General features: G+C 72.8%; 20 protein-coding genes. 12 read left to right on the top strand and 8 right to left on the bottom strand.

Features of this window, described 5'->3' with window-relative positions:
• The first annotated feature begins 46 nt into the window (after positions 1-46).
• Positions 47-1,333, top strand: coding sequence for a serine--tRNA ligase (gene serS / locus ACFY23_RS06890; protein ID WP_350684360.1), 1,287 nt, complete (start codon positions 47-49; stop codon positions 1,331-1,333).
• Here serS and ACFY23_RS06885 read toward each other — a convergent pair.
• Positions 1,323-1,556: a hypothetical protein gene (locus ACFY23_RS06885; protein ID WP_350684361.1), complete on the bottom strand. Its 234-nt coding sequence runs from the start codon at positions 1,554-1,556 to the stop codon at positions 1,323-1,325. The genes serS and ACFY23_RS06885 overlap by 11 nt on opposite strands.
• A gap of 204 nt (positions 1,557-1,760) precedes the next feature.
• Here ACFY23_RS06885 and ACFY23_RS06880 point away from each other — a divergent pair, with 204 nt between their 5' ends.
• Both ACFY23_RS06880 and ACFY23_RS06875 read left to right on the top strand, forming a co-directional pair.
• A complete protein-coding gene (locus ACFY23_RS06880) occupies positions 1,761-3,209 on the top strand; it encodes an alpha-amylase family glycosyl hydrolase (protein ID WP_350684362.1) in 1,449 nt (482 codons plus the stop codon).
• Between the two features lie 88 nt (positions 3,210-3,297).
• Positions 3,298-4,209, top strand: coding sequence for a L,D-transpeptidase (locus tag ACFY23_RS06875; RefSeq protein WP_350684363.1), 912 nt, complete (start codon positions 3,298-3,300; stop codon positions 4,207-4,209).
• 17 nt (positions 4,210-4,226) lie between these two features.
• Here the strand turns inward: ACFY23_RS06875 and ACFY23_RS06870 are convergent, their stop codons facing one another.
• Both ACFY23_RS06870 and ACFY23_RS06865 read right to left on the bottom strand, forming a co-directional pair.
• Positions 4,227-4,481: a hypothetical protein gene (locus ACFY23_RS06870; protein WP_350684364.1), complete on the bottom strand. Its 255-nt coding sequence runs from the start codon at positions 4,479-4,481 to the stop codon at positions 4,227-4,229.
• Positions 4,478-4,792 carry a DivIVA domain-containing protein gene (locus ACFY23_RS06865; RefSeq protein WP_350684365.1) on the bottom strand — a complete coding sequence of 105 codons (315 nt, stop codon included), beginning with the start codon at positions 4,790-4,792 and terminating at the stop codon, positions 4,478-4,480. The genes ACFY23_RS06870 and ACFY23_RS06865 overlap by 4 nt, the downstream gene beginning before the upstream one ends.
• Positions 4,793-5,065: 273 nt before the next feature.
• Between ACFY23_RS06865 and ACFY23_RS06860 the strand changes: the two genes are divergently transcribed.
• The 3 genes from ACFY23_RS06860 (at position 5,066) to ACFY23_RS06850 (ending at position 6,674) form a co-directional block, all read left to right on the top strand.
• Positions 5,066-5,902 carry a helix-turn-helix transcriptional regulator gene (locus ACFY23_RS06860; protein ID WP_350684366.1) on the top strand — a complete coding sequence of 279 codons (837 nt, stop codon included), beginning with the start codon at positions 5,066-5,068 and terminating at the stop codon, positions 5,900-5,902.
• 13 nt (positions 5,903-5,915) lie between these two features.
• Entirely contained in the window at positions 5,916-6,122 is a 207-nt protein-coding gene (locus ACFY23_RS06855; RefSeq protein ID WP_350684367.1) for a DUF397 domain-containing protein, read from the top strand.
• A gap of 117 nt (positions 6,123-6,239) precedes the next feature.
• Entirely contained in the window at positions 6,240-6,674 is a 435-nt protein-coding gene (locus ACFY23_RS06850; protein ID WP_350684375.1) for a hypothetical protein, read from the top strand.
• A gap of 70 nt (positions 6,675-6,744) precedes the next feature.
• Here the strand turns inward: ACFY23_RS06850 and ACFY23_RS06845 are convergent, their stop codons facing one another.
• Positions 6,745-8,334, bottom strand: a complete 1,590-nt coding sequence (locus ACFY23_RS06845) for a hypothetical protein (protein WP_350684368.1) — start codon at positions 8,332-8,334, stop codon at positions 6,745-6,747.
• Positions 8,335-8,380: 46 nt separating this feature from the next.
• A complete protein-coding gene (locus ACFY23_RS06840) occupies positions 8,381-10,546 on the bottom strand; it encodes a prolyl oligopeptidase family serine peptidase (protein ID WP_350684369.1) in 2,166 nt (721 codons plus the stop codon).
• Between the two features lie 175 nt (positions 10,547-10,721).
• Here ACFY23_RS06840 and ACFY23_RS06835 point away from each other — a divergent pair, with 175 nt between their 5' ends.
• The 3 genes from ACFY23_RS06835 (at position 10,722) to ACFY23_RS06825 (ending at position 12,957) form a co-directional block, all read left to right on the top strand.
• On the top strand, positions 10,722-11,867 hold the full coding sequence (locus ACFY23_RS06835; protein WP_350819076.1) for a site-2 protease family protein: 1,146 nt from the start codon (positions 10,722-10,724) through the stop codon (positions 11,865-11,867).
• Between the two features lie 272 nt (positions 11,868-12,139).
• Positions 12,140-12,478, top strand: a complete 339-nt coding sequence (locus ACFY23_RS06830; RefSeq protein ID WP_387036686.1) for a hypothetical protein — start codon at positions 12,140-12,142, stop codon at positions 12,476-12,478.
• A complete protein-coding gene (locus ACFY23_RS06825; RefSeq protein WP_350684372.1) occupies positions 12,475-12,957 on the top strand; it encodes a roadblock/LC7 domain-containing protein in 483 nt (160 codons plus the stop codon). Before ACFY23_RS06830 ends, ACFY23_RS06825 begins: the two co-directional genes overlap by 4 nt.
• A 109-nt stretch (positions 12,958-13,066) precedes the next feature.
• Here the strand turns inward: ACFY23_RS06825 and ACFY23_RS06820 are convergent, their stop codons facing one another.
• Positions 13,067-14,323, bottom strand: coding sequence for an FAD-binding protein (locus ACFY23_RS06820; RefSeq protein WP_350684376.1), 1,257 nt, complete (start codon positions 14,321-14,323; stop codon positions 13,067-13,069).
• 180 nt (positions 14,324-14,503) lie between these two features.
• Here ACFY23_RS06820 and ACFY23_RS06815 point away from each other — a divergent pair, with 180 nt between their 5' ends.
• Positions 14,504-14,728, top strand: a complete 225-nt coding sequence (locus ACFY23_RS06815) for a hypothetical protein (RefSeq protein WP_350686316.1) — start codon at positions 14,504-14,506, stop codon at positions 14,726-14,728.
• Between the two features lie 136 nt (positions 14,729-14,864).
• Here ACFY23_RS06815 and ACFY23_RS06810 read toward each other — a convergent pair whose 3' ends face one another.
• Complete coding sequence (locus ACFY23_RS06810) at positions 14,865-15,794, bottom strand: LLM class F420-dependent oxidoreductase (RefSeq protein ID WP_350686317.1); 930 nt, start codon at positions 15,792-15,794, stop codon at positions 14,865-14,867.
• A 131-nt stretch (positions 15,795-15,925) separates the two neighbouring features.
• Between ACFY23_RS06810 and ACFY23_RS06805 the strand changes: the two genes are divergently transcribed.
• Both ACFY23_RS06805 and ACFY23_RS06800 read left to right on the top strand, forming a co-directional pair.
• The gene (locus ACFY23_RS06805) at positions 15,926-16,237 is read left to right on the top strand and encodes a metalloregulator ArsR/SmtB family transcription factor (protein WP_350686319.1); all 312 of its coding nucleotides are present in this window, start codon (positions 15,926-15,928) and stop codon (positions 16,235-16,237) included.
• Positions 16,237-16,773, top strand: coding sequence for an SRPBCC family protein (locus tag ACFY23_RS06800; protein WP_350686321.1), 537 nt, complete (start codon positions 16,237-16,239; stop codon positions 16,771-16,773). Before ACFY23_RS06805 ends, ACFY23_RS06800 begins: the two co-directional genes overlap by 1 nt.
• Here ACFY23_RS06800 and ACFY23_RS06795 read toward each other — a convergent pair.
• Entirely contained in the window at positions 16,764-17,426 is a 663-nt protein-coding gene (locus ACFY23_RS06795) for a response regulator transcription factor (RefSeq protein WP_350686323.1), read from the bottom strand. The two genes, ACFY23_RS06800 and ACFY23_RS06795, sit on opposite strands and share 10 nt — an antisense overlap.
• Positions 17,427-17,469: the final 43 nt, after the last annotated feature.

Below are 17,469 nucleotides of genomic sequence, written 5' to 3'. Positions count from 1 at the left end.
CATCGGTGGGTCCACCTGACGTCCGGACGGAGGCGTACGGAGCAGCATGCTCGACATGGAGTTGATCCGGAAGGATCGCGAGGCGGTGGAGACCGCGCTGGCGAAGCGACTGGATCCCGCCGAGGTCACCCGCGCCCTGGACGAGATCCAGCGGCTCGACCAGGAACGCCGCGCCCTGATCAGTGGAATCGACGCCGAGCGGCAGCGCCGCAAGGCCGAGGCGCGCGCGTACGCGCAGGCGAAGCGGGCCGGCACGGAGCCGCAGGTTACCGCCCCGGAGGCCGAGCGCAAGCAGCTCGCCGAGCTGGAGAGTCAGCTCGACGAGGTGCAGGCCCGGCTGCGCGAGCGGATGAGCGAGCTGCCCAACCTCCCGGCCGACGACGTGGTCGCCGGCGGCAAGGAGGCGAACCGGGTCGTCAAGACCTTCGGTGCGCCGCCGGCCATCGAGCAGGTCCGCGACCACGTGGAGCTGAGCCGCGCGCTGGGTCTGGTCGACCACGAGCGCGGCGTGAAGCTCGGCGGCTCCGGCTTCTGGATGTACACGGGCCTCGGCGCCCGGCTGGAGTGGGCGCTGGTCAACTGGTTGATCGAGCGGAACATCGAGGCCGGCTACGAGTTCCTGCTCCCGCCGCACCTGCTGCTGGACACCGCCGGCTTCGCCGCCGGCCAGTTCCCCAAGTTCTACGACGACGTCTACCACCTGGACCGGCAGTCCGCGCCGCGCGGGCAGTTCCTGCTGCCCACGGCGGAGACCGCGATCCTCGGGGCGTTCCAGGACGAGATCCTGGACACCGCGAAGCTGCCGCTGAAGGCGTTCGCGTACACGCCGTGCTACCGGCGCGAGGCCGCCGGCTCGCACTCCGACGAGCGCGGCACGGTGCGCGGCCACCAGTTCAACAAGGTGGAGATCTTCCAGTTCACCCTGCCGGAGCAGGCCGACGCCGCGCTGGAGTCGATGGTCTCCCACGTGGAGGGCTTGGTCGGCAAGCTGGGCCTGCACTTCCAGACCAGCCTGCTCGCGGCCGGCGACTCCAGCGCCGCGATGAAGAAGACCCTGGACGTCGAGGTCTGGATGCCGAGCACCGGCAAGTACAAGGAGGTCTCGTCGGTCTCCTGGGGCGGCGACTACCAGGCCCGGCGCGCGGCCATCCGCTACCGGGAGCCGGGCGGCAAGCAGACCCGCTTCGTGCACACCCTCAACGGGTCGGCGCTGGCCACCAGCCGCCTGTTCCCGGCCATCCTGGAGCAGTTCCAGCAGCCCGACGGCTCGGTGCTGGTGCCGGAGGTGCTCCGCGACCGGTTGGGCACCGACCGCCTCACGCCTAACCGCTGACCGCCTCGTCGGCGGGGGACGGGTCCACCCGCCCCCGCCGTCGGCGTTTCCGGGCCAGCGGCGGCGGGGTGACCGCCCGGACCTGACCGACGGTTGCGGCGTCCCGCTGCGGGGCTGGCCACTCCGCGACGCCGGAGTCGCTGGACCGCTTCTCGGTGCGGCGCGGCGAGCGGATCACCGTGGTGGGGAAGGTTCCGCGCCCGGCGCCGAACCGTCCGACCACGGACGCGTGTACGGCGCGGCAACGCGTCCCGGCCGCCCGGAGTTCCCACCCATTGCAGCGACACATGTCCATGCGTTGACAGTCGCTGCAACACGCTTGTAATCTTTCGGAAACTTTCAGACCGGGCTGCAATATCCCGGCAGCGCCGGGCCGCTCGCCGGCCCGCCGCCGTCCATCCCCCGCACCCCCGTCAGGAGTCCTCCGATGCAGAGACGTCGACGTCTGTCGGCGATCGTCGCCCTCGGCGTGATCGCGGGCCTGATCGTCCCCGCCGCCGCGACGGCGCCCCCGGCCGCCGCGGCCCCGGCCGGCAGCAAGAAGGTCATCGCCAACCTCTTCGAGTGGAACTGGGCCTCGGTGGCGGCCGAGTGCCAGAGCACCCTCGGGCCGAAGGGCTACGGCTGGGTCCAGGTCTCCCCGCCGCAGGAGCACGTCCGCGGCTCGCAGTGGTGGCTGGCCTACCAGCCGGTCAGCTACCGGATCGAGTCCCGCAAGGGCACCCGCGCACAGTTCAAGTCCATGGTCGACGCCTGTCACGCCGCCGGGGTGAAGGTGATCGTCGACGCGGTGGTCAACCACATGTCCGGGCAGGACAACGGTGGCACCGGCTGGGCCGGCTCGTCGTACGGGCACTACGACTACCCCGGGATCTACCAGACCCAGGACTTCCACCACTGCGGCCGCAACGGCGGCGACGACATCGCCAACTACAACGACCGGTGGGAGGTGCAGAACTGCGAACTGGTCAACCTCGCCGACCTGAAGACCGAGTCGGACTACGTCCGGACGCGGCTCGCCGGGTACCTCAACGACCTGCTCTCGCTCGGCGTCGACGGCTTCCGGATGGATGCCAGCAAGCACATGCCGGCCGCCGACATCGCCGCCATCAAGGCCAAGCTGTCCCGCCCGGCGTACATGGTGCAGGAGGTCATCCACGGGGCCGGCGAGCCGATCCAGCCGGGTGAGTACACCGGCAACGGCGACGTGCACGAGTTCCGCTACGGCAAGGACCTGGCCCGGGTCTTCCGCTCTGAGAAGCTCGCCTACCTGCGCAACTTCGGCGAGGGCTGGGGGCACCTGCCCAGCGGCTCGGCGGCGGTGTTCGTGGACAACCACGACACCCAGCGCGACGTGGGCGGCGTTCTCACCTACCGCGACCGGGGCATCTACGCGCTGGCGAACGCGTTCATGCTCGGCTGGCCGTACGGCTCCCCGACGGTCATGTCGAGCTACACGTTCAGCCAGCGCGACCAGGGCCCGCCCTCGGACGGCTCGGGCCGGACCCTGAACACCACCTGCTACTCCGGCTGGGAGTGCGAGCACCGCTGGCCGGTGATCGCCAACATGGTCGGCTTCCGCAACGCCACCGAGGGCGCCGGCGTCGCCAACTGGTACGACAACGGCAACAACCACATCGCCTTCAGCCGCGCCGGCAAGGGCTACCTGACGGTCAACGACGAGGACTACGCGATCACCGGCCGGTCCTACCACGCCGGGCTGCCGGCCGGCCGCTACTGCGACGTCATCCACGGCACCTTCACCAACGGCACGTGCAGCGGGCCGGTGATCACCGTGGACGGCAACGGCTGGTTCGCCGCGAACATCCCGGCCCACGACGCGGTCGCCATCCACGTCGGTGCCCGACTGAGCTGACCCGCCACCCCCACCGACGGAGCCCCGTCCCGGTCGACATTTCGGCCAGGGCGGGGCTTCGCCGCTCTCCACCCGTTACAGTTACTTTGTGCGTTTTGACCGAATGATCCGGCGGCGGGCCGGCGTGCTGGCCACCGCCGTGGGCGTACCCCTGCTGCTGGCGGCCGTCGGGGCCACGGGCTGGGCGCTGACCCCCGACCGCACGCCCTCCGCACCTCCGGTCGTCGCGCCGCCCACGCCGACCGCCGCCGCGCCGAGCAGCGCGGCCCCGACGCCGGAGCGCGTGCCCGTCGCCGCGCCCGCGCCCGACGACCTGCCGGTGGTCGACTACGACCCGGCGCCCACCGGGTTCCCGGCCGACCCGGACACCCTGGACACCACGCCGCTGACCGAGGGCCTGCACCCCACCCGCAAGATCGCCGCCTACACCGCACCCGGCGGCCGACCGCTGGCCTTCCTCGCCCCCACCATCAACGGCGTCGAGCTGACCATGCCGATCGCCCAGCGGCGCGCCGGCTGGACAGCGGTGCTGCTCCCCTCGGCCAACCGCACCCTCGCCTGGCTGCCGCCCGGCGGCTTCACCACCGTGCCGCTGCGCGACCAACTCATCGTGGAACGCAAGCCGCACCGGCTGACCTGGTACCGCGCCGGCCAGGCCGTCCAGTCCTGGGAGGTCAGCCTCGGCCAGCGCGGCCAGGAGACCCCGCTGGGCCGGACCTTCATCCTCGGCCGCACCCCGCCGCCGCAGGACGTGTACGGGGGCGTGGACATCTTCGCCCTCGGCGCGGTGCCCGACGACCCGGACTCGGTGCCGGCCAGCCTGCGCGGGGCGCACATCGGCGTGCACAGCTGGTACCACGACGGCGAGCTGGGCAAGAAGACCACCAACGGCTGCATCCGGCTCACGAAGAGCGGGCAGCGGAAGCTGCTGGCCGAGGTACCCCCCGGCACCGAGGTGGTGGTGGTCGACGAGCTGCCCGCCCCGCCCCCGACGGCCTGACCACACCGACGCCGCCCTCACCGCCACCTCGGCCGCCGCGAGCACTCGCCGTCGTGGTCGGGCCAGAGCAGGCACCGCCGACCGTCCGGCATGCGCCGGTCGCAGAAGACCCAGTGGCGTACGTTCTGGTCGTCCTCGGCCGACACGGTGGTGCCCGACGGGTCGGTCTGCGGCAGCACGTGCGTCCAGTGCGCCACCACCCGGGCTAGCCGCTGCGCGGCGAGCAGGTCGCCGGCGACCACGGGCAGGTGGATGACCCAGCGCCCGCTCACCAGTCGTAGCTCCGCTCGTTGCGGGCACGGGCCTGCTCCGACTGCCAGCGGCGCAGCGCGTCCTTGATCCGGTCCGTCTCCCGCCGGCTCTGGGCCAGCGCGTCGTAGACGACGGCCAGGTCCCCGGCGACATGGTCGAGGAACTCCCGCACCTCCTGCGGATCGAGCCCGCGCCGGCCGAGCGGCGTCGGCCGGAACCGCCGCTCGCGCACCTGCCACGGCCGCAACGGATGGTAGGCCGCCGAGCGGTAGCAGGTCGGCCCGTTGGCCGACCGCTGGCGACGCCGAACACGCCGGAGGAATACGCGCATGACAGGACCTGCCTCACCGTCGAGATTGACCTGTGGAAGGGGTAGGCCCGCCGGCCCGCCGCGCACCGGCGGACCCACCCCGGCACCTGCCACCGCAGCCCTCAATCAGCAGTACGGCAGCAGGGCCAGCCGACCGCCCTGAACACGAACGCGGTTCGTAACGCAGGCGATCCAGGGCCTCACTCATCGTGCATTGAGCTGCACCCTTCACGCAACTCCCGATCAGGGACAGTGCCGTTGCGATGTTCGTCCTTTTCCGGGACACTGGCGCCCATGACTGGAAGTCCGACCGTCCGCCGTCGGCGCTTGGCCGCCGCACTCCGTCGCCTCCGCGAGCAGACCGGCATGACCGCAGACCAGGCCGCCAAGGAGGTCGGCATCTCGAAGTCGGCGCTGAGCCGGATCGAGAACGCCCAGGTCTCGGTGATGCCGCCGGTCGCCCGTGGCCTCCTTGAGCTGTATGGAGTCGAGGGCGAGGAGATCGACGCGCTCGTTCAGGTCGCCCGGGACGCCCGCAAACGAGGCTGGTGGCAGGCGTACGACGATGTCCTGCCGGACTGGTTCGAGGTCTACGTCGGACTGGAGGCCGAGGCGTCGGAGATCCGAGCCTTCCAGCCGCAACTGATCCCGGGGCTTCTACAAACGGCCGACTATGCCCGCGCCGTCATCCGGGCCGAGCATCCGGACGCGCCCAGCGAGGAGGTCGACCGGCGGGTGGAGCTGCGGATGCGCCGCCAAGACTCCGACACGCCCCCGAAGCTCTGGGTGGTGCTGGACGAAGCAACCCTGTGCCGACCGGTTGGTGGGGCAGAGTCGTTCAAGGCGCAACTCCAGAAGCTGATTGAGGAGGCGGAGCGCCCTGGCCGCACGATTCAGATACTGACGTTCGACGCAGGGGAGTACGGTTCGATGGGCAGCGCCTTCAGCGTGTTGACGTTTCCCGAGCCGGCCGATCCGGGGGTCGTCTACGTCGAAACCCGCGCGGGTAGCCTCTATCTCGAAGGCCAACAGGTCAGGGAGTACAGCCGCGTCTTCGAGCACCTGGTCGCGACGGCGGCCAGCGCTCGGGAGTCGCGCGTCCTGATCGAGGGGGCGATCAACGAGCTTTGAAAGGACGGCGCGGGTGGAAGAGGTCAACCAGGCCACGGTGACCTGGCGCAAGAGCACCCGCAGCAACGGCTCTGGCGACTGTGTAGAGGTCGCGGACAACTTGGCGGGCAAGGTCGGGCTCCGGGACAGCAAGGACCCGACCGGCCCGGTGCTGACCTTCTCCCCGGCAGCCTGGGCCACCTTCGTCCGAGCTGCGAAGGCCGACTCCCTGCACCAGTGACGCGGCAAGGAGGTGGAGCCACCGGTGACGTACCTGGAGGCAGCGACCGGCGCGATCCACCTCGTCAAGCCGCACGAGACCGCCAGTCGGGTCGGGCCATCCACTAACGTCCGGATCGTGTCAGCCAAGGCAGCGGGGGCGTTTCGTCGGACGGCGATCGAGCGATCAGATCAGCGCGTTGCCTGGGAACGGACGGACCAGGCATTCTTCGCTGCCGGAGCGTGTCACATCCTCGCCTGGGTGTGCCGAGATCTCTACCCTGACCGGCTGATCGAGATAGCGGCGGTGCGACTTGCGGGCGAGTGGCAGGTCTTCCACACCTACGCGGTCTGGGATGGCTGGGCGTTCGACCACTCGGGCTGGAATCCCGAGCCGCAACTGTTGGCGGTCAACACCGACTTCGAAGGCCACCCGCTGGAGCGCGTCAAATTCGCGGACAGTCTCGTTGACTTCTGCGCGACGCACCACCATCGCTTGCCGAACCAGTATTGGGAGGATCCGCTCCCCCGTGCTCGCAACTACGTGAGCCGATACAGCCCACCTTGGACGTAGTGCCTCCGGCCTGGCAGCGGCGGCCCTTACAGATGACGCAGCCTGCACGGCCAAGCCGTCGTGAACGGGGTCAGCCGCCTCCCGTACACAGCGGCACGTCGGGGAGCGTCTGCGACCGTTTCACGATGTCCCACATCAGCTCCTTCTCCAGGTCGGCCTTGAACTTCGGTCGGCCGGGTATGAGTGCGCTGATCAGTTTCGCGAACTCACCGTCGATGTTGAGCCCCATGCCGAAGCCGCCCTTGATGATCAGGTCGACCCGGGTGCAGCGGGCCAGCGGAGCGCCGAACGCCGAGCCGTTGGTCACCCCCGCCGCGAACCGGAACTTCGCGTACGGGCCGGCGGAGGCTCCGGGCACCCCGAAGCCCAGCGAGAACTTGAACTCCGGCGCGATCACGAGCCCGCTCGGGCCGAGCGTGATGCCACCGATGGAGTCCATCATGCTCGTGATGACACTGAACGTGGGCACCAGCGGCGTACCCGACTGCACGCCGAGCGCTCCCACCAGCCCCCACTTGCCGTGGGCGGTGAGCGTCGAGTTCTTCCCGGTCAGCGCGGTCTCGATGACCAGCTTCACCTTGCCGACCAGCACCATCGGGATGCCGTTGACCATGACCGGCTTGTTGAAGATCTCGGCCGGCACCTCGAGTTTCACCTTCGCGTTGCTGTCCGTGCCGCCGCCGAGCCCGGCCTGGAGGCTGACCTCCAGCGACTCGAGCCCGTGCAGGGCGACGACCGGGTTGGTACTCATGGTCCCGCCGGTCAGGGCGACGTCCGTGGCCAGCCGCAGCGTCTTGAAGCCGAGGGTGATGTCGGCGCCGAACTTCAGGTGGCTGCCCTCCTTGCGATAGACCGAGACAGTCAGCCCCTTGGCGTCGAGCGCGGTCGTCACGCCCCAGCCGTCGAGGGTGACGTCCAGCTTGTTCTTGAGCGGCGGGAGCGGCTTGCCCGAACCGGCGAGCCGGCGCGCCGGGGCGCCCGCGCGAAGGCTCGCCTCGCGGACGACGCCTGCGCGAAGGCCGGCCTCGCGGACGACGGCCGGGCCGCCGGCCGAGGCGAGCACGGTCGTCGGCTGCCGCGCGTCGTCGTCGGGCATGCCGCTGGCCAGCCGCAGGTCGGTGTCGGCCTGATTCGGGGTCGCGACGGTGCCGGGCAGGTCCGGGATCTCCTGGATGCCGATGCTGTCGGTGCCGATGTCCGCGACGCCGACCGTGGCGTCGACCTTGATCCGGCCGTCGCGGATGACCTCCTGCGGCTGCACCGGCACGAGCGTGACCGCGACGTCGCCGCCCACCCGCTCCTTCGCCGCGACCCGGCCGACCGCCCGCGAGGTCAGGAACATGACCTCACCCACGTCGAGGTCGCCCATGCCGCGCACGTCGCCGTCGATCGTCCAGACCAACCCGTCGCCGCTCACCGACCGGACGGCCGCCGCGCCGCCGTCGATCACGACCACGTCCGGCTGATACGTGAACCCGGACGGATCCTTCGCCGGGGACTGGCCGTAGCGGGCCGCCAACTCGGGCGACTCCCCGGCGATCGAGGTGCCGCCCGGTGTGGACGAGCAGCCGACGAGCGCCACGCAGCAGACCGCGGCGAGCGCGACCCGCGCCCTGGCGCCGCCGTGACGCGGCGCGGCCGGGAACAGTCGAAGCGTCATGCCGCGACGCTAGGCGCTGCCGCGCGGCGCGTAATCGGTCGTTTCCCTATCCTTCGAACCCCGGATCAGCGGGGACGCTGCTCCCTCGCGTCTGCGGGCTGTCGGTGCCGGGCTCTCCGGCCGGGCCGCCCACTGGCGTTTCGATCGGCGGGAGCTGGCGCGGCAGGGGTTGACTCGGCCGCCCGGCCAGCTTCCGCCACAGGAACTCACACGTCAGCGCCCAGATGAAGGCGCGCTGCTCGCTGTTCGACGCCGCGCCGTGCCCGCCTTCGACGTTCTCGTAGTAGGACACGTCGTGGCCGTGCTCGCGCAGCCGGGCGGCCATCTTGCGGGCGTGCCCGGGATGCACCCGGTCGTCGCGGGTCGAGGTGACCAGCAGGACCGGCGGGTACGCCGACCCGCCGCGGACGTTGTGGTACGGCGAGTACTCCCGCAGGTAGGCCCAGTCGGCCGGCTCGTCCGGGTCGCCGTACTCGGCCATCCACGAGGCGCCGGCCAGCAGCCGGTGGTACCGCCACATGTCCAGCACCGGCACGCTCGCGACGACCGCGCCGAAGAGCGACGGGTAGCGGGTCAGCATCACGCCCATCAGCAGCCCGCCGTTGCTGCCGCCCTCGATGCCGAGCTGCGCCGGCGTGGTGATCCCGCGCGTCACCAGCTCCGCCGCCACCGCCGCGAAGTCCTCGTACGCCCGGAGCCGGTTCTCCCGCAGCGCGGCGCGGTGCCACCGCGGACCGTACTCGCCGCCGCCCCGGATGTTCGCCACCACGTAGGTGCCGCCCCTGGCCAGCCATCCCCGGCCGATGATCCCGCTGTAGTACGGGGTCCGGGAGACCTCATACCCGCCGTACCCGGTGAGCAGCGTCGGCCCGGCGGGCGCCTGCGGATCCCCCACCACGAAGTACGGCACCCGCGTGCCGTCGGCCGAGGTGGCGAAGAACTGGCGCACCGTCAGGCCCTCCGCGTCGAAGAACGCCGGCTCCCGCTTCAGGGTCTCGACCGGGCCGCCGACGTGGCCGAGCCGGAGCGTCGCCGGCCGGAGGAACCCCTCGGAGGCGAGCAGGAAGGCGTCGCTGTGGTCCGGGTCGGTCCTCACGATCTCGCTGTGGTCGAACTCCGGCACCCCCGCGAGCGGCTCCCGCCGCCACCCCGTCCCGTCCGGCGTCAGCACCTCCAGCCGGCTCCGCACGTCGGCGAGGGTGGCCAGGATCAGGTGGTTGCGCGTCCAGGAGTGGTCGCTCAGCGCCGTGCGGTCGTCCGGCCGGAAGAGCACCGTCAGCTCCCGCTCCCCGGCGAGGAACGCGTCGAACCGGGTCACCAGCAGGGCGCCCGCGGGATGGGTCGTCCCGCCGACCGTCCACGGCGAGCGCAGCCGGATCAGCAGCCACTCCCGGTGCGCGTCCCACTGCGCGTCCTCCGGCACGGAGATCCGGATCCGCTCGCCGGCCGCCGTCAGCAGGTAGTTCTCCGTACGGAAGAAGTCCAGGCTGCGGCCCACGAAGTCGCGCTCGAAGCCGGGCGTCGGGTCGTGCGAGGCGTAGACGCCGACGTCGTCCACGGATCCCTCGTAGACGACGTCGGCCTCGGACAGCGGCGTGCCTCGCCGCCACCGCTTGACGATGCGTGGGTGCCCGGAGACGGTCAGCGACCCCGGCCCGACGTCGGTGCCGACGTAGACGTGGTCCGCGTCGATCCAGCAGACGTCGCTCTTGGCCTCGGGCAGCGTGAAGCCGTCCTCGACGAAGGCGCGGCGGGCCAGGTCGAACTCGCGCACCACGACCGCGTCGGCGCCGCCGCGCGACAGGCTGATCAGGCAGCGCCGGTAGCCGGGCCGCAGGACCGTCACCCCGCCCCAGACCCAGTTCTCGCCCTCCTCGGCGGCCAACGCGTCGAGGTCGAGCAGCACATCCCACTCCGGCTCGGGCCGGCGGTACTCGTCGAGGGTGGTCCGCCGCCATACCCCGCGCGGGTGCGCCGCGTCGGTCCAGAAGCCGTAGTAGAAGCCGTCCCCGCGCCACCCGGGATAGGGAATGCGATCCTCGGCGTCGAGCACCTGCCGGAGTTCGGCCCGCAGGGCGGCGAACGCCTCGCCCCCGGTCAGCGCGGCGATGGTCTCCGCGTTGCGGTCCCGCACCCAGCGGGCCGCGTCCGCACCATCAAGATCTTCCAGCCAGAGGTACGGGTCGTCGCCCTCGTTCGTCAGCGTCGCCACCTTCGCCACTATCCCGGACCGGTGCGCCCCATCCGTGCCCGGCGCCTGTCGGCATGGCGACTCACCCCACGCCGTGCTCGTGCGGCCCGTTTCGGCACCTTCGCACGGTCGACGGCCCGCCGAGCGAACCCTCCCTCCCGCGCATGGGAGCACCTTCTCGGGGTATGACCCCGCCATGAGGGCGAGTTTCCGGCTCGGCCGGATCGCGGGTGTGCCGGTCGGGGTCAACTGGAGCGTCCTGGTCATCTTCGCGCTGATCGCCTGGGGGCTGTCGGCCAGCCAGTTCCCCCGGGCCTACCCGGACCGGCCCGTGGCCGCGTACGTCCTCGCGGGGCTCGCCGCGGCGGTCGTCTTCTTCCTCGGCCTGCTCGCCCACGAGGTCTCCCACGCGGTCGTCGCCAAGCGCAACGGGCTGAAGGTCGGCGGGATCACCCTCTGGCTCTTCGGCGGGGTGGCCGAGCTGCGCGGCGAGGCGCCCGACCCGGGCGCGGAGCTGCGCATCTCCGGGGTCGGCCCGCTGGTGAGCCTGCTGATCGGGCTCTTCTTCGGCGCGATCGCGGTGGCGCTCGCCCTGGCCGGGGCGGACGGGCTGCTGCTCGGCTCGGTGTCCTGGCTGGCGGGCATCAACGTGCTGCTCGCGGTCTTCAACGTGCTCCCCGCCGCCCCGCTGGACGGCGGACGGCTGCTGCGCGCGGCGGTCTGGAAGGCGACCGGCGACCGGACGAGGGCGTCCGTCGTCGCCGCGCGGGCCGGCTGGGTGCTCGGCGCGGTGCTGATCGGCCTGGGCCTGTGGCAGTTCCTGGCCGGGGTCGGCTTCGGTGGGCTGTGGCTGGCCCTGATCGGCTGGTTCCTGATCGGCGCCGCCGGCATGGAGGAGCGGCAGGCCCGGATGGGCAGCGCGCTGCGGGGGGTACACGTGGCCGACGTGATGACGCCGCAGCCGCAGACCGCGTCGGGGCGGATGACGGTGGCCGACTTCGTCGACCACTACCTCTTCGCGTACCGGCACACGGCGCTGCCGCTGACCGAGGACGACCGGCCCGTCGGCCTGGTCACCCTCGACCGGGTCCGCGACATCCCGGCGGACCGCCGGGCCGCCACCACGCTGGCCGAGGTGGCCTGCCGCGCCGACGAACTGGTGCTGGCGCGGCCGGAGGAGCCGCTCAACGACCTGCTGCCCCGGCTCAGCGAGTGCGCCGACGGGCGGGCGCTGGTGGTCGCCGACGGCCGGCTGGTCGGGATCGTCTCGCCGAGCGACATCAGCCGGGCGGTGCAGCGCGGCAGCCTGCGCGAGCAGTTGGCCGGCCGATCCGGCGGCTGACCGGCGAAGGCGCGGCCCGCTAACAGACCGAAGGCCCGGGCTGCATCCACTGGGCCGGCAGATTTCCGCTCCGCAACCGTGGCCCGGCTGTCTGGTCAGGTGGTCGGGGAGTCCTCCCGATGGGTCCGACCAGCCAGTATGCAAATCTCTCACCATTGTTCCGCAGGCTTCGCCCAAACCGTGACCACCCGGACACACACGGTGCGGGGATGGCTTGCTATGACCGTGGGGGAAGTTTCGTGGCGAACCTTGACGTCTCACTCAAAAGCGCGATGCAGATCGAGGGCGCGATCGGTGTCGCGGTGGTGGACTACACCAGCGGGATGACGCTGGGCGTGGCAGGAGGCACCGCCGAGCTGGACCTGACCGTCGCCGCCGCAGGCAACACCGACGTCGTCCGCGCGAAGTTGCGCACGATGGAGATGCTCAACCTCAACGAGGAGATCGAGGACATCCTCATCACGCTCGGCTCGCAGTACCACATCATCCGACCGGTCACCAGCCGCAGCGGTAAGGGCCTCTTCCTCTACCTGATGCTCAGCAAGAGCCGGGCCAACCTGGCCCTCGCCCGCCACCAGCTTCGCAGCGTCGAGGAGCACCTGGAGTTGTGAGCGCCTCCGGACCGTACGACACAGCACTCCCCCGCCGCGTCCGGCAGACCAGCACGCTGCCACCGGCGGAGCCCCTCCCGCCATCGTTGGCCGGCAACCTCACCCTTCCGTACCGGGCGATCAGCACCGAACTCTCGGAACTCCGGCTCCAGATCCCCGGTGTGCACGGCTGCGTCCTGGGCGGCGTGGACGGGCTTCTCATCACCCACAACATGCCCGAGGGCAGCCGGCCGGACGACCTGGCCGCGCTCGCCGCGAGCACGTTCGGGCTGGGACGGCAGGTCGGCCTGAGCCTCGGGCAGGGGTCGTTCCGGCAGTCCACCGTTCGCAACGCCGGCGGCTACCTGAGCGTCTACGCCGTCAACAGCCAGGCGCTGCTCGCGGTGGTCGGCGAGGACGCGGTGAACGTGGCTCGGCTCCACCTGCACGCCCCCGGCGTGGCCGAGCGTCTCGCCATCCTCCTGAGCGCAGGCATCTGAGACCTGACCGGCCGTTGTCGAGGCGTTCCTGTCACCCCCGCCTCGACAACGGCCGGACCGCTCGGCTCTCCCGCTCTCCGGCCGCCGGCACGCTCCGGCGGCGTCCCGCTCACGGGTCTGCCCGCTGGTCCCGGGGGAAATAGCGGTCCAGCAGGTCGGTGCGGAACGTGCCCGCCGGATCGAGCCGGCGCACCAGGTCGAGGAAGTCGGCGTACCGGGGCCAGGCCGCGGCGACCGCCGCCGGGGCGAGCCCGAACACCTTGCCCCAGTGCGGGCGCGGCGCGAACGGCGCGAGCCGCTCCTCCACCGCCGCCACCACCGGCAGCACCGCCGCCGGGTCGGCGATCCAGGTGAAGTGCACGGCGAGGCTGTCGCGCCCGTGGTTCGGGCTGAGCCAGAGCCCGTCGGCCGCCACCGCCCGCAGCTCGCAGACCTGGAGCACCGGCGCGATCAGGTGCGCGACCGGCGCCAGCGCGGCCAGCGCCGCCGCCCCCGCGCCGCGCGGCACGTGGTACTCCGACTGGAGTTCGTCGCCGCTGCTCGGGGTGAATCCGAGCCGGAAGTGCGGCAGCCGCTCGTGCCACGGCCCGGGCACGCCGAGCTGCGGGGTGCAGTGCTCCGCCGGCATGCCGGGCACCGGGTGCCGCGGCGCGTCGGCCGCCGTGGTGCCCAGCCAGTCCGCCGGGGGCGGGGCGGCGTCCGCGCGCTGCTTCAGCCACACCTCCCGCAGCCGCGGCCCGCGGAAGTCGGTGAAGACGCTGACGCTGTACGCCGAGGCGAACGCCGCGTCCAGCGCCTCCGGGGGCAGGCCGAGGCGGACGTACTGGCGCAGGTCGTACGCGGGCACCACGTCGAGGGTGAGCCGGGTGACCACGCCCAGCGCGCCGAGCGAGACGACCATCCCGGCGAACGTGTCCCCGTCCGCCGCCCGGTCGACGGTCAGCAGGTCGCCGTCGGCCGTCACCATCTCCAGCCCGGCGACCGCCGTGGCCAGGTTGCCGACCGTCTCGCCCGAGCCGTGGGTGCCGGTGGCGACCGCCCCGCCCACCGAGATGTGCGGCAGGGAGGCGAGGTTGGCCAGGGCGTACCCCCGCTCGTGCAGCCGGGCGGCGAGGTCCCCGTACCGCATGGCGGCCGGCACGGTGACGGTCCGGCGGTCCGGGTCGAGCGCGACGGTCGCGGGCATCCCGGCCAGCGAGACCAGGTCGCCGGCGGTGTCCCCGAGCCGGTTGAAGGAGTGCCCGGTGCCGACGGCCCGGACGCGGTCGCTGCCCGCCACCAGCCGGCGCAACTCGTCCAGCGACGACGGCCGGTGGCGGCGGTGGGCGGCGTAGCGGACGTTGCCCGCCCAGTTGGCGCACGGCACCGCCCGGCCGGACGCGTCGCCGGGCGGGGCGGCGTCGCCCCGGGGACGCGGCGGGCCGTCCGTCCGGGCCACCCCGGCGCCGTCGAGTTCCACGTCGATCCCCCTGCCCGCGGCCGTCGGGGTGGGCCGCCCGTCGGTCGGCGACGGTTACCACCGCCGTCGTCGGGGAACCCTACGCCGATGAGCAGCTACCGCGATCCCGCCCCGCGGGGCGACGTGTTCCCCTCAGAGGAGCAGATCGACCCGACCGGCACCGGGCCGGCCCCGTCGGGCGCGCCGCCGGCCGGGGCGGACCCGGCGGACACGACGCCCGGGCCCCGACCGACGCCCGCACCCCCGCCCGCGCCGCACCCGGTGCCGCACCCCGGGCCGGCGCCCCGCGCGACCGACGTGGTCCGCGCCTGACGTCCCGCCCCCCGGGCAGTCGGAGACGGGCGATCGGCCCGGCCCGCGCCTGACGTCCCGCCCCCCAGGGCAGCCGGAGACGGTGGCCGGCCCGGTCCGCGCCTGACGTCCCGCCCGGGCCGGCCGCGCCCGCGGCTCAGAGCTGGGGCATCACCTCGGCCGCGACCAGCTCCAGGTGGTCCAGGTCGGCCAGGTCGAGCACCTGGAGGTAGAGCCGCTCGCTGCCGACTTCCGCGTACCGGCCGATCTTGTCGACGACCTCGGCGGGGGTGCCGGCCAGGCCGTTGACGCGCAGCTCGTCGGGCTCCCGGCCGATGGCGGCGGCCCGCCGGGCCACCTCGGCGTCGTCCCGGCCGCAGCAGAGCACCAGCGCGTTGGACCAGCACAGCTCGCCCGGGTCCCGGCCGGCCTCCGCGCAGGCGTCCCGGACCCGCCCGAACTGGGCGGCCGAGTCCTCGACCGAGACGAACGGCAGGTTGAACTCGTCGGCGTAGCGGGCGGCCAGGCGGGGCGTCCGCTTCGGGCCCATGCCGCCGAGCAGGATCGGCGGGCGCGGGTCCTGCACCGGCTTCGGCAGGGCCGGCGAGTCGCTGACCGGGTAGTACGTCCCGGCGAAGTCGTACGTCTTGCCCGGCGGCGTCGCCCAGAGCCCCGTGATGACTTCGAGCTGCTCCTCCAGCCGGTCGAAGCGCTCCCCGAGCGAGGGGAAGGGGATCCCGTACGCGGTGTGCTCCTCGGCGTACCAGCCGGTGCCGATGCCCAGCTCGACCCGGCCGCCGCTCATCTGGTCGACCTGCGCCACGGTGATGGCCAGCGGGCCGGGCAGCCGGAAGGTGGCGGCGGTCATCAGCGTGCCCAGCCGGATCCGCCGGGTGTCCCGGGCCAGGCCGGCGAGGGTGGTCCACGCGTCCGTCGGGCCGGGGTCGCCGCTCACCGAGCCCATCTTCAGGTAGTGGTCGGAGCGGAAGAAGGCGCCGTAGCCGGCGTCCTCCGCGCAGCGGGCCACGGCGAGCAGGTCGTCGTAGGTAGCGCCCTGCTGGGGTTCGGTGAAGATCCGCAGTTCCATGCCCCGAGCATAGGTAGCGGGTCCGGCCCTGCCGCAGCTCGCGCCGCCCGTACGCCGGACGTCCGGCATCGGCCGGCACCACCAGGGAACATTCCTTTACAGGCATATACCTGATGCGGCATACTGCGAGGGTGTCCGTCGACGCCTTCACCGTCCTCGCCGAGCCGACCCGGCGGCGGATCCTCGACCAGCTCCGCCTGGCCGAGTGCAGCGTCGGCCAGCTCGTGGACACCCTCGGCGTGAGCCAGCCGGCCGTCTCCAAGCACCTGCGGGTGCTCCGCGAGGCCGGCTTCGTCTCCTGCCGCATCTCGGCCCAGCAGCGCATCTACCGGATCGACGTCCGCCCGTTCCAGGCGGTCGACGGGTGGCTCGAACCGTACCGTCGGCTGTGGGGCACGCACCTGGACGCGCTGGAGCGTCACCTCGACAGTCAGGAGCAGTGATGGACCGCGCGACGTTCCGCCCCGGCCCGCCCGCCGAGGTCGCCCTCGACCGGGCCGACGGGCACTCGACCCTGGTCTTCGTCCGCGACCTGCGGCACCCGCCCGCGACGGTCTGGGCCGCGCTGACCGACCCGGCCCGACTGCGGGAGTGGGCGCCGTTCCTCGCCGACCGGGACCTGGGCGCCCCGGGCCCCGCCGTGCTCACCCTGGTTGACGGCGACGCGGCCGAGGACCAGCCCGCGACCGTACGCCGGGCCGAGCCGCCGCACCTGCTCGAATACACCTGGGGCGAGGACGTGCTGCGCTGGGAACTGGCCGCCGCCGGCACGGGCACCCGGCTCACCCTCCGGCACACCGTCGCCGACGCCGGCACCGCCCCGATGGCCGCCGCGGGCTGGCACCTCTGCCTCGACGTGGCCGCGCACCTGCTCGACGGCGACCCGGTCGGCCCGATCCGGGGCGCGGAGGCGATGGAGTTCGGCTGGCCGGCCCTGCGCGACGCGTACGCCGCCCGCCTCGGCGGAGTTCAGAGCTGACCGAGGCCGGCCTGCCGGGCGCGCTGGATCGCCTGGCCCCGGTCGGCGACCTGGAGCTTCGTGAGCACGTTGGACAGGTGGTTGCGGACGGTCTTCGGGCTGAGCGTCAGCCGCCGCGCGATCACCACGTTGCTCAGCCCCTGGGCGACGAGGTCGAGCACCTCGCGCTCCCGGTCGGTCAGCTCCGGGAACGGCACCGGGCCGGCCGCCCGGGCACCGGCCAGGAAGCCCACCGCCCGGGCGGCGACCGCCGGGCCGAGCAGCACCTCGCCGTTGGCGACCGCCCGGACCGCCCGTTCCACCTCCCCCGGCGCGGCCCCCTTGAGCAGGTAGCCGCGGGCTCCGGCGCGCAGCGCCGCGAAGACGGAGTCGTCGTCGTCCAGCATGGTGACCACGAGCACCCCGATCCCGGGGTGCCGCCCGACGATCTCCCGGGTCGCCTCCACCCCGGACCGGCCGCCCAGGTGCAGGTCCATGACCATGACGTCCGGGCGCAGGGCGCCGGCCACCCGCAGGGCCTCGTCGGCGTCGGCGGCCTCGCCGACCACCCGCAGGCCGGCGGTGCTCGCGAGCAGCGCGGTCATGCCGAGGCGGAAGACCGGGTGGTCGTCCACCACCGCGACCCGGATCACCCCGTCGTCCGTCCCGGTCACGACTCCACCCCCACCGTCCGTCCCGGTCACCAGACCACTCCCA

Source organism: Micromonospora sp. NPDC000121 (genome assembly GCF_042899165.1).
Lineage (GTDB): Bacteria > Actinomycetota > Actinomycetes > Mycobacteriales > Micromonosporaceae > Micromonospora.
The sequence above is the reverse complement of the archived record's forward strand: the minus strand, read 5'-3'. Positions and strand labels throughout refer to the sequence as shown.

Bases quoted from the DNA above. Each gene is read 5' to 3' on its own strand.
- ACFY23_RS06815 (WP_350686316.1), top strand. From the start codon at position 14,504: ATGAGCAGCTACCGCGATCCCGCCCCGCGGGGCGACGTGTTCCCCTCA.
- ACFY23_RS06835 (WP_350819076.1), top strand. From the start codon at position 10,722: ATGAGGGCGAGTTTCCGGCTCGGCCGGATCGCGGGTGTGCCGGTCGGG.
- ACFY23_RS06810 (WP_350686317.1), bottom strand. From the start codon at position 15,794: ATGGAACTGCGGATCTTCACCGAACCCCAGCAGGGCGCTACCTACGAC.
- ACFY23_RS06800 (WP_350686321.1), top strand. From the start codon at position 16,237: ATGGACCGCGCGACGTTCCGCCCCGGCCCGCCCGCCGAGGTCGCCCTC.
- ACFY23_RS06880 (WP_350684362.1), top strand. From the start codon at position 1,761: ATGCAGAGACGTCGACGTCTGTCGGCGATCGTCGCCCTCGGCGTGATC.
- serS (WP_350684360.1), top strand. From the start codon at position 47: ATGCTCGACATGGAGTTGATCCGGAAGGATCGCGAGGCGGTGGAGACC.
- ACFY23_RS06830 (WP_387036686.1), top strand. From the start codon at position 12,140: ATGCAGATCGAGGGCGCGATCGGTGTCGCGGTGGTGGACTACACCAGC.
- ACFY23_RS06865 (WP_350684365.1), bottom strand. From the start codon at position 4,792: ATGCGCGTATTCCTCCGGCGTGTTCGGCGTCGCCAGCGGTCGGCCAAC.
- ACFY23_RS06860 (WP_350684366.1), top strand. From the start codon at position 5,066: ATGACTGGAAGTCCGACCGTCCGCCGTCGGCGCTTGGCCGCCGCACTC.
- ACFY23_RS06845 (WP_350684368.1), bottom strand. From the start codon at position 8,334: ATGACGCTTCGACTGTTCCCGGCCGCGCCGCGTCACGGCGGCGCCAGG.